Genomic DNA, 15,544 nt, shown 5'->3' with positions numbered 1-15,544 from the left:
GGAAGAACTCGGGGATGCTGAGGCCGATCACGCCCAGCATCATTACGCCCATGATGGCGCTGACCACCATGAACAGGGCGTTGAACACGTTCAGTGCCGCAATAACACGGGCGCGCCGTTCCTCCGGGGTTTCCCGTTGCACAAACGCGTAAAGGGGCACGATAAACAGGCCACCAAAAAAGCCGATCCCCAGCAGATCGATGGCCACCTGCCGGTGCTGGCTGTCGCTGATCATCATCCACCAGTCGGTTGGTACCGGGTTGGCGGGCATGTTGAAGTAGAGGTCGAGCCCGAACAGGCTGATGCCCAGTGAGCCAATGGGCACAATGCCCAGTTCTATCCGATGGCCGGAAAGCCGTTCGCAGGCGACAGAGCCTAACGCAATGCCGATGGTGAAGATGGCCAGCAGAAGGGTGACCACGGTTTCATCACCCATAAGGTCGGTCTGGGCAAAGCTGGGGAACTGGGTGAGGTAGGCGGCGCCGAGGAACCAGAACCAGGAAATGGCCATGATGCACAGCAACACCGAGTGGTTGTCTGCGGCCAGGCGCATCAGATGCCAGGTTTCCCGCAGTGGGTTCAGGCGTATGGTCATGTCGGGATTGGTGGTGCCGGTCACCGGGACTTGCCGCGCTGCCAGGTAGCCGATGACGGCCAGGGCTAGGACCCCGATTGCTGCGAGTTTCTCCGGTTGGTCGCTGCCCATAAGCAGGCCTGCGGCGAGTGTGCCCACAAGAATAGCCACGAAGGTGCCCATTTCCACCAGCGCGTTTCCGCCCACCAGCTCATCGTCCCGAAGCACCTGTGGCAGGATGGCGTACTTCACAGGGCCGAAGAAGGTGGATTGCACGCCCATCAGGAACAGCAACAGCAGAAGCGATTCGTACCAGCCGACCCAGAGCCCGGCGGCGGCCAGCGCCATAATGGCGATCTCCGCGAGTTTTACCCAGCGAATCACACGGGACTTTTCATACTTGTCCGCCAGTTGGCCAGCGATGCCGGAAAACAGGAAAAAAGGCAGGATAAACAGCAACGCCGCGATGTTGACCACCACATCAATGGGCAGGCCCAGCAGGCCACCAGCCGTGTAAGTAATCAGCAACAGCAGAATGTTGCGGAACAGGTTGTCGTTAAAGGCGCCTGAGAACTGGGTCAGGAAGAACGGCAGGAAGCGTCGCTCTGAAAGCAGCCGGAACTGGCTGTGGTCGTCCATGATAGTGGTCCATCCTCTCATTGTTGATGGGCATTATTCTGCCACAAACCGGTTGCTGGAGTAGGGTTCTGGTTGCATGAGCTTCACGCTTCGTACGGGGGTTTCAAAGATTTTCAGTATTTTACGTTTGTGGTGAGCAGGCTTGTGCTTTTCGGGGTAACCTGAAGATACCCGTTTTGGAAGTTACTGTTTATGAATCAGGCCAGATCCATGTCTGCCAGGGAATCAATCAGGGAGCGTCGTCCGCAATTCTGGCAGGTGGCCAAGCGTTGTTGTCAGATTGCAGCCACGGTTGATGTGGCATTTTTCTTTCTGTTCCACATGCTCGGCTCGCCTATCCTGGCGTGGGTGAATGTTGTAAGTGTCACCATGTATGTCGTGGCATACAGGGCGTTGGGCAGGAAGCAGAATGGCCTGGCCATTGGCCTGATCTGGGCGGAAGTGATTATCCACGCCGGGCTGGGCATTGTGCTTATCGGCTGGGACAGCGGCTTTCACTATTACTTGCTGATGTTTATACCGGCGCTGTTCGTTAGCATGGCGTTGCGGTCAGCGGTGATCTGCCTGGTGGCGTTGTGGAGCTATTACATCGCCCTGTACCTGATGATGTGGTTCATCGAACCGCTGCAGCCCGTTGCCCCTGGAGCCCTGCTTGCCGTTTATCTGTTTAACCTGAGTGTGGTGTTTGCCATGTTCAGCTACCTGTCGTTCTTCTACCTCACCATGGTGACCACGGCAAACCGGAAACTGCGGCGGATGGCGACAACCGATTCGTTGACGGGCCTCTTCAACCGGCGACACATGACCTACCTTGCTGAAAAGGAGCTGGCGCGTTTCCGGAGGACGGGGCGACCCGTTGCGTTCCTGGTACTTGATATCGACCACTTCAAGGCCATCAATGACCGGCATGGACACGAGATTGGTGATCGGGTGTTGATTGAAGTCGCCAACATAATCGAGGCTCAACTACGCATTCAGGACTTGATCTCCCGCTGGGGCGGTGAGGAATTTCTCGCGGTGCTTCCAGACACCAGCCTGAATAGCGCTCAAGCCAGTGCGGAGCGCGTGCGAAAAGCGCTTCTGGCCCATGACTGGCTGGCGACAACCGATGAGCCCATTGATCTGAGCATCAGTGCTGGCGTCAGTGAGTTTCGCCGGGGCGACAATCTGAATTCAGCCATCAGTCGTGCGGATCGCGCACTCTATCGCAGCAAGGAGGGTGGCAGGAATCGCGTGGAGCTGGAAGCAGGTTAGCCCATCAAGGCATCAACCGCGACGGGGGAGCCCCGGCCATTCACTGGGGACCACAAACACGCGTGACATTTCCCGCCAATCCCCGTCCTCAGATCGCTCAAGGGCCGCAAACAGGCGGGGAATGCCGGCAGAGCGGACCTCCTCCAGCGCGTCCTCCGTTTGGTTTTGATCAGGGGCCTCTTCCTGACGCCAGAGGCCAAGCCAGTGTGGCTTGATCAGCGGGACCCAGTGTTTCGTGTCAGTGGTTTTCTCGTTTCCCGTCGTTTCTTTTGCGTCCAGGTTGTCTATATAGAGCCAATGGCCGCGCAGATGTCCTGGCGGTACGTTGTCGGGTGAGGGCAAGGCGTTTGTCAGATGGTAGAAAAGATACCCGGGCATGAATATCCGGGGCCGCGCGGGCGTATCAATACCCAGGGATGTCAGCAGGTTGCGGGCCTCTGGTTTTTCTGTCAGCTGGCTTTGGTGGTCTGTCAGCCGCCTGGTTTTGATGTCCAGTCGGTCCCGGGCATTGGGTCCGTACCAGAGTGGTTTGTCCTGGCCGGTTTCCAGATGGCCCAGGTAAAACTTCACAGCAATTTCGTGGTGTTCGACGACGTTATCCGCAGGATTTCGGACCACAAAATCCAGCTCACCCAGGGTGATGCCATTATTTCTGACCGGTTGGTTCTTGAGTAGTATTTCCCAACCAAGCAGGTCTCTCATCAGGCACTCGTAAAGACGTTCGAAATAGTGTCCCAAGCGTCGTGCCGGCTCTTCCGTCAGTACCTCCGGGCCATGCTGAGGCGCACGGTCCCATGCCTTCAGGCGCTCCTCTGTGTCATCCGGCAGAATATTTTCCGGATTAAAACCCATTGGGGAGCTGATAAGCTGGGGGGCACGACACATCCAAGCCAGGTGTCGCACGGCAGGCACGTGGTACTGGTGAGGGGCGAGGCGTTCGGGACCTTGGTTCATGAGGGCAGGATAACCCAAACGGTTGCTCGTATCAGTCCTCATTGGTTGTTATCGAATAGATCCTTCAGGAGGCGCAATATGCAGTATCTTCACACAATGATCCGGGTCAGCAATCTGGAACAGACCCTGCACTTTTTCTGCGAGTTACTCGGCATGGTGGAAATCAACCGAAAAAGCAGCGAAAAGGGGCGCTTCACACTGGTTTTCCTTGCGGCCGCGGAGGATGAGGCTCGGGCCAGGGAGGACCGGGCCGCGATGATCGAACTCACCTATAACTGGGACCCGGAAGAATACAGCGGTGGTCGCAATTTCGGACATCTGGCGTATCGGGTGGACGATCTCTATGCATTGTGTAGCCACCTGCGGGCCAACGGCGTTACCATCAATCGTCCACCGCGCGACGGCCATATGGCGTTTATCAGGTCGCCTGATGGCATTTCCATTGAACTGCTCCAGAAAGGGGAGTCACTGCCACCGAAGGAACCCTGGGCCAGCATGGAAAACATTGGCACCTGGTAAGAGGGCGTGAAGGTTTGCAAGATTGGAACCGGTTTAATCGCCATCGGCAGGACAGGTTGACGGTTTTTGAGGTAAAATTCGTGAAAATTCAAGACAAGGACGACCCATGCTTGCAGTGATTCTTTCTGGTGGTTCCGGCACCCGTCTCTGGCCGTTGTCCCGTGAAGCCTATCCCAAGCAGTTTCTACCGGTGGTGTCTGACGATTCCCTGCTGGCGGAAACCATCGATCGTGGCCTGGCACTGGATGACAAAGCCCGGGTATTGGCCATCACCAATGAAGAGCACCGGTTTGTGGTTGCGGCCCATTTGCAGGCCCAGGCACCCGAGCGTACCGCCGGGATCATTCTCGAGCCGGTCGGTCGCAATACTGCCCCGGCCATTGCACTCGCGGCCCTTGCGGCTGCGGAAGAAAACCCGGAAGAGTTGCTGCTGGTGATGCCTTCGGATCACGTATTGAAGAACCAGGATGTGTTCCGCCAGGCGGTCAGTCAGGGCGCTGAAGCCGCCCGTTCCGGCAAGTTGGTTACCTTTGGTATTGTGCCCAGCGCGCCTCACACAGGCTACGGCTACATCAAGGCTGGTGCGGCCCACGAAGGGTACAACGATGTGGCGGCTTTTGTGGAAAAGCCGGACGAGAAAACCGCTCGTCAGTATCTGGAAGAGGGCGATTATTTCTGGAACAGCGGCATGTTCCTGTTTCGCGCCGATCGCTATCTGAAGGAACTGGAAAGTCAGCAACCCGAGATGATGAAAGCCTGCCTGGCTGCCTGGAAGGAACGCAACGACGACATGGATTTCACCCGCGTGGGTGCCGAGAACTTCAGGGCTTGCCCGGACGATTCCATCGACTATGCAGTGATGGAAAAGACCCACGATGCGGTGGTGGTGCCCCTGGATGCCGGTTGGTCGGATGTGGGCTCCTGGTCCGCGCTTTGGGATATTCAGCCCCACGATGAGAACAACAACGTGTGCCGGGGAGATGTGATCACCGAAGACGTTTCTGGCTCCTACATTCACTCAGAGGGCCGTCTGATTGCAGCGCTGGGCATCACGGATCACGTCATCGTTGAAACGGATGATGTGGTGCTGGTGGCGGACCGCGGCCGGGTTCAGGATGTGAAGAAGCTGGTTGCCCAGGTCAAGGCTCAGGGCCGTCATGAACACCGGTTCCACAAGAAGGTCCACCGCCCCTGGGGCACCTATGAAGGTATCGCCATGGGGGAACGTTTCCAGGTCAAGCACATTACGGTTAAGCCGGGCGCGTCGCTGTCGTTGCAGAAACATCATCATCGTGCCGAGCACTGGGTGGTGGTCAAGGGAACCGCAACGGTCAATCGCGGTGACGATGTGTTGTTGCTGACCGAAGACCAGTCCACCTACATTCCGTTGGGTGTGACCCATCGGCTGACCAACCCTGGCGTTATTCCCCTGGAACTGATTGAAGTGCAGACGGGTAGCTACCTGGGTGAAGACGACATTGTGCGTTTTGAGGACACCTACAACCGGGTCTGACCGGTATTGATGAAATGGCATCAGGACGATGCCGCTGACCACAAGGAGAAGTGAATGGAAGACTGGCAAGGATGCCTGAGCCCCCTCTGTCAAACCGCACTGCAACGGGCTCGCGACAGCGTAGCCCAACGTGGCGGTTACGCGATCACCGTTGAGGATTTCCTGTTGGCGCTGCTGGATGATGAACCCGCCATTTGCGGCTTCCTTCGTGGCCGTGGTGTCGATATCGACGAACTGACCCGCACCATCCAATGTGAGCAACCCATCGTGACCGAAGTGGGCGGAGAGGGCCAGTTGTCCTCACAGCTCATGTACTGGTTTTCTTCCGCCCGCGAGCTGAGCAGTGCCCCCTGGCTTGACTGGCCCATCCTGTTGTCGGTGCTGACTCGTAACGCCGAACGCCTGCAGGAGAAAGCCTACGTGGCGGTGTTGGAATTGGTCGACCGGTGGCCCGCTGCGGACGAACAGCAGCAAGTCGCCGAAATCTCCGACAAAGGCGATGTGCCCGTTGTGGTTACCGACCTGGAATGGCTGGAACTGGCGGAAGATGTATCGATTACCCTGGTCTCGGTTCCAAGAGCACTGGTGTGGGTGAAAGGGGCGAGAGGCACCGGTAAAACCAGCTGGTTACAAGCCCTATTGCCGTTCCTGTATTGTGGCTTTATAAGGCTGGACCTTCGCAATGAGGCGGAAATCATGGCCAGCGATAATCCAGCCATCCCGTCCAAAGGCATCGACCGCAAGGATTATCCCGCGCTGGTTCTGGATAACGTTTCTCCGGTGGACCTGGCTGCAATGATGGCGCCCGAGCTCAGCGTGGCCCGCAGTCTGGTTACCGGATATCCGGGCCCTGTGGTCATGCTGGGGTCTGATTCACCGGAGGCAGGCGGTGCCATTGAGCAACTCGAACGGTGGCTGGGCCGGGATTTCGATATCTTTGACATGCCCGGCACGAGTACCGGCCAGAAGGTTGCTATCCTGACGGCTCATCAGCCAGCGATTGAAAAGCGCTGGAACATAGAATTGTCCCAAACGCTTGTCCGCCATGCCGCCTCAAGCCGGAGTCGGCTGGTCGGGTCGCCTGGCGGTATGATCCAGTGGGTAGAGCGTGCAGCCGCCCGATTGAACCTGTTTGCCGAACGCGGCCCTATTAAGGGTATGGCGCTCGCCGGAAAAACCGATACGCTGCGACGACAGTCACTGGTAGCAATGGCCAGGCAACAACCGACGGAAGCACTGGAGCGATCCCTTGAAAGCTTGGCCGTCGAGCGTGCAGCGGCGGAGGTGGCCTGGCATGAGCGAAAGGCGGAGGGCACGCTCAGGACACTGAAAATGGATGACCTGCGCCATGAACTCGAACGCTGGGTTGCAGCCCGCCCCGGGCCGGTTCACTATGTGGTCCATTGTGATCAACCGGCAGGAGATACAGAAGGTGCGGGATCTCGAAATCTACATTCGTGACCTGGAGTCGTCAGCGGTATCTAGCTGGCTTGCCAGTCATCTGGACGACATTGAGCTCAGGGATGACCCGCTGGGTGACAGGGCGGTGAAAGGGTCAGCTCATTATCGGGCGCATAGAGTCCGCATTAATCTGTACCCCGGTGCAGGTGGCAAGCGATACACCTCTGTGATCCTTGAGGGTGAAGATCTGCCCTGGGCGTCCGACCTCGATTGCGCCCGGAGTGCCTGGCGTGCCATGGATACCGAGATTCGCTGCAGCCCCGGTGACTGGAAAGAAGGCGAGCCCGTGGAGGATGAGAAATGGTGGCGGCTGGACCAGCGTGGAGAGCAACTGGCGGTCTGGAACTGAGTTTTTTCCCGGCAACGAAAAAGGGGGCAGCCGGTCGGCTGCCCCCTTTTTTGTGATGAACGTTCTCGTGGATCAGTCGCTCAGGATGGACACGTTGTCCGCCTGAAGGCCCTTGTCCGCTTCGACAACGCTGAACCGGACCAGTTGGCCCTGGCGCAGTACCCGGCGGCCACGGCCACGAATGGCGCGGAAGTGTACAAAGACTTCATCGCCGCTATCGCGGACAATAAACCCGAAGCCTTTCTTGACGTTGAACCACTTGACGGTGCCTTCCTCATTGCCTTCAGGGGTGCTGTCGTCGTAGTCATCGTCGTCCTCGTAATCCGGTTGGGATTGCTGCTTGCGCGGGGCAGGCTGGCGAGGTGCCGTGCTGGCGCGAGGCGCTTGCTGCTTCACGGCTGAGGGTTTCTTGGCCGCCAGAGCGACGGTTACGAAGCCTGCCAGGCCGAAAAGGACAACCGCAATAATATAGGCTGCGATGCCCTGGGCGCTGCCCAATACAAACGTGGTACTGGTTGCTTCCTCGCTAGTGCCGGCCTGAGACAGAATCTGGAAGAGTTCCGGGGTGAAAGTCACCAACAGAAAGCCGAGGATAAAAGGTGACGGAATCGCGACCAGGAGAGCAAGGACGATCGCTTTTGCTGGGTTTTGCATGGACTGAATTTTCTCCATTCATCTAACGCTAACGATAAAGAGCCGGATATCGGGTAAAATCGGGTCTCCGGCGGTGAAAACCGCTGGGGGCCTGCAAGACATAAACGGGTCTTTCAGGTTCCCCGGCGGGCAAAAGCGGGATGATACCAGATAACGGGGAGCGCTGACCAAGCGGCGTGTCCGCCGACACCAAATTGATCACACAATACCTTGATGGGAATCCTTCCCGGAGAACCAAAAACTTTATGAGCGACAAAGATCTGCAGGCCCGGCTGGACGAACTGGAAACGCGTCTGGCATTCCAGGACGACATCATTCATACCCTGAGCGAGCAGGTGGCACGTCAGGAGCTGGATATCCGGGAACTCTGGGAGGCGAAGAAGCAGCTGAACACTCAGCTCAAGGAAGTATCGTCATCGAACATCAGAAAGGAGGAGGACGAAACGCCTCCTCCTCACTACTGATCAGGCCAGCAGTTCCACAAGAACCTGTTCGTAAATTTCCGACAGGGTGTCCAGGTCTGCGGCTTTTACACACTCATCGACTTTGTGGATGGTGGCATTGATCGGGCCAAGTTCCAGAACCTGGGCGCCGGTCGGGGCGATAAAGCGTCCATCCGACGTACCACCAGAGGTAGACAGCTCGGTTTCCCGGCCAGTGACGGAACGGATGGCACTTTTTGCCGCCGAAACCAGTGATCCGCTATCGGTCAGGAATGGCCGGCCGCTCAGATGCCATTGCAGGTCATACTTCAACTCATGACGGTCGAGAATGGCAACCACTCGTTCTTCCAGGCTTTCCGCTGTGTTTTCCGTGCAGTAGCGAAAATTGAAGTGAACCAGGCACTCTCCGGGAATGATGTTGCTCCCGGTACCAGCTTCGATCTTGGTGATCTGGAAAGTGGTTGGCGGGAAGAAATCATTGCCATTGTCCCAGAATTCCTTCGCGAGGGCGTCCAGTGCCGGGGCAGCGGTATGCACCGGGTTTTCCGCCAGGTGCGGGTAGGCCACGTGCCCCTGAGTGCCCTGTACTGTGAGATAGCCATGGAGTGAGCCCCGACGGCCGTTCTTGATGACATCGCCCACCTCACGGGTGCTGGACGGTTCACCAATCAGGCACCAGTCGATTTTCTCATTCCGGGCTTCCAGGGTTTCCACCACTTTCACGGTGCCGTCCTGGGCCGGACCTTCCTCGTCACTGGTGATCAACAAGGCAATGGAGCCCCGATGATCGGGATGATCCGTCACAAACCGCTCGCAGGCTGTGACGAAGGCCGCCAGACTGCCTTTCATGTCGGCGGCGCCCCGGCCATGAAGAAAACCATCATCTATCACCGCCTCGAACGGCGGATGACGCCAGTTTTTCTCCGGACCGGTAGGCACCACATCCGTATGGCCTGCAAACGTCAGCAGTGGGCCTTCCGAACCCTTGCGGGCCCACAGGTTGTCGGTTTCACCAAAGCGCAGGGCCTCGCCCTTAAAGCCCAGGGCGGAGAGCCGTGACATCATCAGTTCCTGGCAGCCGGCGTCGTCCGGGGTAACGGACGGCCGGCGGATCAGGTCAACGGCGAGCCTGAGGGTTGGGGAAAGCTCGGCGGAATTAGTTGTTTGCATGCAGTTCTTCGTTCAGCTCGATGGCGGACTTGTTGGTCTTGCATTCAACCGCGCCAGTCTGGCTGTTACGGCGGAACAGAAGGTCCGGCTTGTTGGCCAAATCCCGTGCCTTGATGACTTCAACCAGTTCGTTGTTGTCGTCCAGCAGGGCTACCTTGGTGCCGGCGGTAATGTACAGGCCCGCTTCGACTTTGCAGCGGTCACCCAGGGGAATGCCGAGGCCGGCATTGGCGCCAATCAGGCAGTTCTCACCAACGGAAATGATGATGTTGCCGCCGCCGGACAGGGTGCCCATGGTGGAGCAGCCACCGCCGAGATCCGAGCCCTGGCCGATCATCACGCCGGCGGAGATGCGGCCTTCAATCATGCTGGTGCCTTCGGTGCCGGCATTGAAGTTGATAAAGCCTTCATGCATCACGGTGGTGCCTTCACCCACATAGGCGCCCAGGCGAACACGGGCGGTGTCGGCGATGCGCACGCCTTTAGGGACCACGTAATCCGTCATCTGCGGGAACTTGTCGACGGACTTCACTTCCAGGGTGCGGCCTTCGAGGCGCGCCTTGAGCTGGCGCTCTGGCAGCTCGTTAAGGTCGATGGCGCCTTCGCTGGTCCAGGCCAGGTTTGGCAGCAGGCCGAAAATGCCGTCCAGTTTCAGCTCATGGGGTCTGGCCTGGCGACTGGAGATCAGGTGCAGCTTGAGGTAGACCTCTGGCGTGCTGGACGCAGTGTCGTCGGTGTCCAGTAGGGTCACCACGACCGGGCGACGGCTCTCGGCAGCTTTGCCCGCCAGGGCGGACTGTTCCATCTGGCCCAGTTGGCGTAATCCGTCCGAGAGCGCCTTGAGTTGATCGGGCGTCACCGATACCGCCTGATTGCCTCCCTGGTAATCCAGAACGTTTTGAGCCACTTCGATGAGGCCGTTATCGGGGGTGATGACCGGCTGCTGGTAAAACACTTCCAGCCACTCGCCCTGATTGTTCTGGGTGCCGATACCAATTCCGAATGCAAAACTCATTGATGTGCTCCTGGTTCTCAGTGTTTGAATCGTTCGGCCCAATCATCGGCATTAAAGCCGACGCTGACCGTGTCGCCGTGCTCAACCACGGGCCGCTTGATGATGGACGGATTGTCGAGCATCAGGTCGTGGGCGGATTGGGCGCTAATATTATCACGAACATCGTCCGAAAGTTTGCGCCACGTGGTGCCGCGACGGTTCAGTAACAACTCCCAGCCGGTGACCTGTTCCCATTGGCTGAGCCGGTCGGTGTCCAGGCCGTCCTTCTTGAAGTCGTGGAATTCGTAGTCGATGCCGGCGTCGCCCAGCCATTTCCGGGCTTTCTTGACGGTGTCGCAATTTCGGATGCCGTAGAGTTTCATGTCCTGTTTGCCTTTACAAAAGTCACAATGCGTTTTGCCGCTTCCACGCATTCTTCAATCGGCGCCACCAGGGCCATCCTTACCCGGTTTTCACCAGGATTATGGCCATTGACAGTGCGAGAGAGGTAGCGCCCGGGGAGTACGTGCACATTCTGCTGGGCAGACAACTCCCGCGCGAACGTTTCGTCGTCCATCGGGGTTTCCGGCCAGAGGTAGAACCCGGCATCGGGAAAGTCCACGTTCATCACTTCCCGCAGGATGGGTACCACTGCCTCAAACTTGGCGCGGTAGGCCGCCCGGTTCTCCCGCACGTGGTCTTCATCGCTCCAGGCGGCAATGCTCGCCAGCTGGTTGTGTATGGGCATGGCGCAGCCATGGTAGGTGCGGTATTTGAGATAGCCTTTGAGGATATCGGCATCGCCGGCCACGAAACCGGACCGCAGGCCCGGCAAGTTGCTCCGCTTCGACAGGCTGTGGAACACGACGCAGCGGGCGAAATCGTTGCGGCCAATAGCGGCACAGGTTTGCAGTAATCCTTCCGGCGGCCGACGTTCGTCCGGGTAGAGCTCGGAATAGCATTCATCGGACGCGACGATGAAGTCATGCTCGTCCGCCAGTTCGATGACCCGCGCCAATGTCTCCCGGGGAATCACCGAACCGCTGGGGTTGCCCGGTGAGCACAGGAACAGCACCTGGCAGTTTTTCCATACGGATTTCGGAACCTTGTCAAAGTCCGGTATGAAATGGCTGTCTGCGTCGCAGGCAAGGTAATGGGGCGTTGCGCCGGCAAGGAACGCAGCGCCTTCGTAGACCTGGTAAAACGGGTTGGGGCTGACCACGGTGGCGCTCTGGCTGGATTCCACCACCGATTGCACCAGCGAGAAGATGCCTTCGCGAGTGCCATTCACCGGAACGATATGGTGCTCAGGCGTCAGTGATCCGGGTGTCAGTTCAAAGCGGCGGGTGGCCCAGCGCGCGATGGCCTGACGCAGTTCGTCGGTGCCTTTCGTTGTAGGGTAGTTGGCGAGTTTGTCCAGATTATCCGCGATTACCTGTTTGACGAATTCCGGAGACGGATGCTTGGGCTCACCGATGCCCAGGGAAATCGACGTCAGGTCCTTGGGAACGCTGATGCCGGACTTGAGTTTGGTCAATTTCTCGAACGGGTAGGGGTGTAGCCTGTCCAGGTCGGGGTTCATTGGGTGTCATCCAGCATTTGGCAAAGATCCTGCTGCAGGGCCTGGCAGACTGCGGGGTCGCTGATCTGCTCGCCGTGCTCGTCGGTTACAAAGAATACGTCTTCCACCCGTTCACCCAGCGTCGCAATCTTGGCGTTGGTTAGCCGCACGCGATGCTCCAGCAATACCTGTCCAACGCGGGCCAGCAACCCCGGGCGGTCCGGTGTGATCACTTCCATCACCGTGCGCTGGTTGATGGTGTCGTTGGAGAAGGTCACTTCCGTGGGGAAGGCAAAGTGCTTCAGCTGTCTGGGAGTGCGGCGGTGGATGATGTCAGGGTAATCTTCCGGGTCATCCAGTTCCTCAATCAGGCGCATGCGAACCCGATCCTTGCGGGCCGGGTCAATGCCCAGGGGTTTGCCTTTCTCGTCCAGAACAATGTAGGAACTGATAGAGAAGGGGCCTTCGCTTGAGCTGATGCGAGCATCGACGATGTTGAGGTTAAGTTGTTCCAGCACCGCCGTGGTGGCCGCGAACAGGTCAATACGGTCACTCATATAAATGATGATCTGGGAGTAGCCGTCAGTAGGGCCGCCCCGGGTGTCACGAATCAGCACCAGCGGGTCGGGGTCATCACCATGGCGGATGATTGCAGCGGTCTGCCAGGCAATGTCCACCGTGGAATCCTGCAGGAAGTAGTCTTCGTCCAGGGTTTCCCAGATTCCGTCGATCTGTTCGTCCGTCATATTCTGGGCGTGGAGAATCTCCCGTGCCTCGGACTGAGTGGCGCGCACCCATTCCTGACGGTCTACCGGTGTTTCCGAGCCGCGTCTGAGTGCCCGTTTGGTCTCGATGTAGAGCTGGCGCAACAGCGAGGCGCGCCAAGTGTTCCACAACTTGGGATTGGTGGCGCTAATATCGCACACCGTCAGCACGTAGAGGTAGTCCAGGTGTACCTGGCTGGGCACGGCGCGTGCGAAGCCATGGATGATGTCCGGATCGGAGATGTCCTTGCGCTGGGCGGTCATCGACATCAGCAGGTGATTTTCCACCAGCCAGGAGGCCAGTTGAGTGTCCCGTTCACTGAGGTGATGGCGTTCGCAGAAGTCCTCGACGTCAATTGCGCCCAGCTCCGAATGGTCGCCGCCCCGGCCTTTGGCCACGTCATGATAAAGGCCGGCAATATACAGTGTTTCAAGCTTCGGTAACCGGTGAATCAAACGCGACGCCAGCGGGTATTCATTGCGGGCGTCGGCGCTGTCCAGCCGCACCATGTTGCGGATCACCCGCATGGTGTGGGCATCCACGGTGTAGATGTGGAACAGGTCGTGCTGCATCTGGCCGATGATCTGGCCAAATTCGGGGAGGTAGCGGCCCAGCACGTTGTATTTCTTCATTGCCGACAGGGTCTGGTCGAGGGCGTGTGGCGTCCGCAGCAGTTCCATGAACAGGGAAGTAACGGCCAGATCCGAGCGGAAAGCGTCGTCAATCAGGTGGCGGTGCGCCCGCAGTGAACGGATGGTGGTGGCGCGGATGCCTTTGATTTCCGGATGCTGCGCCATCAGAACGAAAATTTCCATGATGGCATAGGGCGCGTAGGCGAAGACCTGGTTGTTGACGGCTTCAATGTAGTAGTTGCGAATCTGGAAGCGCTTGTTCAGGGGCAGGATGTCGTCGTCACTTCCGGCGCCGAGTATGGCCTCGTCGTAGTACTGAAGAATAACGTCGGTCAGCTCCGCCAGGGCCAGCACGGTGCGGTAGTAGGACTGCATCATCAACTCAACGCCCAGCCGCTTGCCCTCATCCTTGTAACCCAGCATCTGAGCGAGTGCCCGTTGATGGTCAAACAGGAGGCGATTCTCGTTGCGGTCGGCAATCAGTTGCAGGCCAAAGCGAAGTCGCCACAGGAAGGTTTCGCCCTGCAGCAATATCTGGTGCTCTTCTTCGGTCAGGATACTGAAGCGTGTCAGATCCGCGATATTCTGCAGACCGAAGTGTCGCTTGGTAATCCAGCCGATGGTCTGTATATCCCGCAGTGCGCCTGGAGAGCCTTTTACATTGGGCTCAAGGTTGTATTCCGTGTCCCCGTATTTCGCGTGGCGCTGCTTCTGCTCTTCCCGTTTTGCTATGAAGTAATCGCGGTCAGAGCTGATGGCGTCTGAATAAACCTGATGACTGAGTTCGTCGCGTAAGTCATCCGGGCCGGCAATGGTACGGGTTTCCAGCAGGTTGGTAAGGATCGTGACATCTTCCCTGGCGGCGTCCATGCTTTCCTGGATGCTGCGGACGCTGTGGCCGATATCCAGCTTCAGGTCCCACAGGAGGGTTATGAAGGCGCCAAGGTCTTCTTGCCAGTTCTCTTCTATACCACTCCGGGTGAGAATCAACAGGTCGATATCGGAATGGGGGTGGAGTTCTCCTCGGCCATAGCCGCCGACTGCAACGAGAGAGACATCGGCAGAGGCGGCAAAGGCGTAGCGGTTCCAGATCAGGGCAAGAATGGTATCCAGGGTTCCGGACCGGGAATGGACCAGTGCGCGAACATCAGCTCCCTGCCGGAACGCTTCTGCGTCTGCGTTGTAGCGTTCCTTCAACAGCTCCCGGGCTGCTACAACAGGTGAGATGTCGTTGCTTATCCTGGATTCCAGTTCGCTGAGGTCCACCTAGAATGACTCTTCCGTGCGCTTGGTCAGTACTTCGTAGCCGTCCGACGTCACCAGGATAGTGTGCTCCCATTGCGCGGAGAGCTTATGATCCTTGGTCACCACGGTCCAGCCATCCGGCAGCAGCTTGGTGTGGTACTTTCCCTGGTTAATCATCGGTTCGATGGTAAAGGTCATGCCTTCCTGCAGCTCCATCCCGGTGCCGGGCTTGCCGTAGTGCATCACCTGAGGGTCTTCGTGAAACACCTTTCCAATGCCGTGGCCGCAATAGTCCCGGACCACAGAATAGCGATGCTTCTCAGCATGCTGCTGGATCACGTGACCAATGTCGCCCAGCCGGGCGCCAGGCTTCACCAGTTCAATACCTTTATACAGACACTCCTGGGTGATCTGGATCAGGCGTTCGCTGCCGGGCTTGGGCTTGCCGACGATGAACATCTTGCTGGTATCACCGTGCCATCCGTCTTTGATTACCGTGACGTCGATATTGACGATGTCACCGTCCTTCAGCACCTTTTTCTCGTTCGGGATGCCGTGGCAGACCACATGATTCACTGAGGTGCATACCGATTTCGGGAAACCCTTGTAGTTCAGCGGCGCCGGAATGGTCTTTTGCTCGTCCACCATATAAGCGTGGCAAATACTGTCGAGCTTCTCGGTTGTTACGCCCGGTTTGACGTGTTCGCCAATCATCTCAAGAACTTCGGCCGCCAGGCGGCCAGCGACACGCATCTTCTCGATTTCTTCCGGAGTCTTGATCGATACCTGCATTGGGGTTCCCGTTGATTTGGATCAA

General features: G+C 57.9%; 15 protein-coding genes. 6 read left to right on the top strand and 9 right to left on the bottom strand.

Annotated features, from left to right (window positions below):
• On the bottom strand, positions 1-1,213 hold a 1,213-nt coding region (locus AXW11_RS11110; protein WP_286792277.1), incomplete at its 3' end, for an MFS transporter.
• 192 nt (positions 1,214-1,405) lie between these two features.
• On the opposite strand from AXW11_RS11110, the gene AXW11_RS11105 reads away from it, so the two are divergent.
• Positions 1,406-2,467, top strand: a complete 1,062-nt coding sequence (locus AXW11_RS11105; protein ID WP_052479544.1) for a GGDEF domain-containing protein — start codon at positions 1,406-1,408, stop codon at positions 2,465-2,467.
• A 12-nt stretch (positions 2,468-2,479) separates the two neighbouring features.
• Here the strand turns inward: AXW11_RS11105 and AXW11_RS11100 are convergent, their stop codons facing one another.
• Positions 2,480-3,421, bottom strand: a complete 942-nt coding sequence (locus AXW11_RS11100) for a DUF1853 family protein (protein ID WP_052479681.1) — start codon at positions 3,419-3,421, stop codon at positions 2,480-2,482.
• 78 nt (positions 3,422-3,499) lie between these two features.
• Between AXW11_RS11100 and AXW11_RS11095 the strand changes: the two genes are divergently transcribed.
• The 4 genes from AXW11_RS11095 (at position 3,500) to AXW11_RS11080 (ending at position 7,263) form a co-directional block, all read left to right on the top strand.
• Complete coding sequence (locus tag AXW11_RS11095) at positions 3,500-3,940, top strand: VOC family protein (protein ID WP_041335123.1); 441 nt, start codon at positions 3,500-3,502, stop codon at positions 3,938-3,940.
• A 106-nt stretch (positions 3,941-4,046) separates the two neighbouring features.
• Entirely contained in the window at positions 4,047-5,453 is a 1,407-nt protein-coding gene (locus AXW11_RS11090) for a mannose-1-phosphate guanylyltransferase/mannose-6-phosphate isomerase (protein ID WP_041335125.1), read from the top strand.
• 54 nt (positions 5,454-5,507) lie between these two features.
• Positions 5,508-6,914: a hypothetical protein gene (locus tag AXW11_RS11085; RefSeq protein WP_041335128.1), complete on the top strand. Its 1,407-nt coding sequence runs from the start codon at positions 5,508-5,510 to the stop codon at positions 6,912-6,914.
• A complete protein-coding gene (locus AXW11_RS11080; protein WP_091642431.1) occupies positions 6,886-7,263 on the top strand; it encodes a hypothetical protein in 378 nt (125 codons plus the stop codon). Before AXW11_RS11085 ends, AXW11_RS11080 begins: the two co-directional genes overlap by 29 nt.
• 72 nt (positions 7,264-7,335) lie before the next feature.
• Here the strand turns inward: AXW11_RS11080 and AXW11_RS11075 are convergent, their stop codons facing one another.
• On the bottom strand, positions 7,336-7,917 hold the full coding sequence (locus tag AXW11_RS11075; protein ID WP_036206100.1) for a cold shock domain-containing protein: 582 nt from the start codon (positions 7,915-7,917) through the stop codon (positions 7,336-7,338).
• A gap of 245 nt (positions 7,918-8,162) precedes the next feature.
• On the opposite strand from AXW11_RS11075, the gene AXW11_RS11070 reads away from it, so the two are divergent.
• Complete coding sequence (locus tag AXW11_RS11070; RefSeq protein ID WP_007151799.1) at positions 8,163-8,381, top strand: SlyX family protein; 219 nt, start codon at positions 8,163-8,165, stop codon at positions 8,379-8,381.
• Here AXW11_RS11070 and dapE read toward each other — a convergent pair whose 3' ends face one another.
• Genes dapE through map form a run of 6 tightly spaced genes read right to left on the bottom strand, consistent with a single transcriptional unit; the run spans position 8,382 to position 15,519 of the window.
• Positions 8,382-9,530, bottom strand: coding sequence for a succinyl-diaminopimelate desuccinylase (gene dapE / locus AXW11_RS11065; protein WP_041335130.1), 1,149 nt, complete (start codon positions 9,528-9,530; stop codon positions 8,382-8,384).
• Positions 9,517-10,545 (bottom strand): 2,3,4,5-tetrahydropyridine-2,6-dicarboxylate N-succinyltransferase, encoded by a 1,029-nt coding sequence (gene dapD / locus AXW11_RS11060; protein ID WP_041335133.1) that lies wholly within the window; start codon positions 10,543-10,545, stop codon positions 9,517-9,519. The genes dapE and dapD overlap by 14 nt, the downstream gene beginning before the upstream one ends.
• Before the next feature lie 17 nt (positions 10,546-10,562).
• On the bottom strand, positions 10,563-10,907 hold the full coding sequence (locus AXW11_RS11055; protein WP_041335135.1) for an ArsC family reductase: 345 nt from the start codon (positions 10,905-10,907) through the stop codon (positions 10,563-10,565).
• Positions 10,904-12,106 carry a succinyldiaminopimelate transaminase gene (gene dapC / locus AXW11_RS11050; RefSeq protein ID WP_041335138.1) on the bottom strand — a complete coding sequence of 401 codons (1,203 nt, stop codon included), beginning with the start codon at positions 12,104-12,106 and terminating at the stop codon, positions 10,904-10,906. Before dapC ends, AXW11_RS11055 begins: the two co-directional genes overlap by 4 nt.
• The gene (locus tag AXW11_RS11045; RefSeq protein ID WP_041335142.1) at positions 12,103-14,748 is read right to left on the bottom strand and encodes a [protein-PII] uridylyltransferase; all 2,646 of its coding nucleotides are present in this window, start codon (positions 14,746-14,748) and stop codon (positions 12,103-12,105) included. The genes dapC and AXW11_RS11045 overlap by 4 nt, the downstream gene beginning before the upstream one ends.
• Positions 14,749-15,519, bottom strand: a complete 771-nt coding sequence (map, locus tag AXW11_RS11040) for a type I methionyl aminopeptidase (protein ID WP_041335145.1) — start codon at positions 15,517-15,519, stop codon at positions 14,749-14,751.
• Positions 15,520-15,544 lie beyond the last annotated feature (25 nt).

Origin of the sequence: Marinobacter sp. Hex_13, assembly GCF_001566815.1 — a bacterium.
GTDB classification, from domain to species: Bacteria; Pseudomonadota; Gammaproteobacteria; order Pseudomonadales; family Oleiphilaceae; genus Marinobacter; species Marinobacter salarius.
The sequence above is the reverse complement of the archived record's forward strand: the minus strand, read 5'-3'. Positions and strand labels throughout refer to the sequence as shown.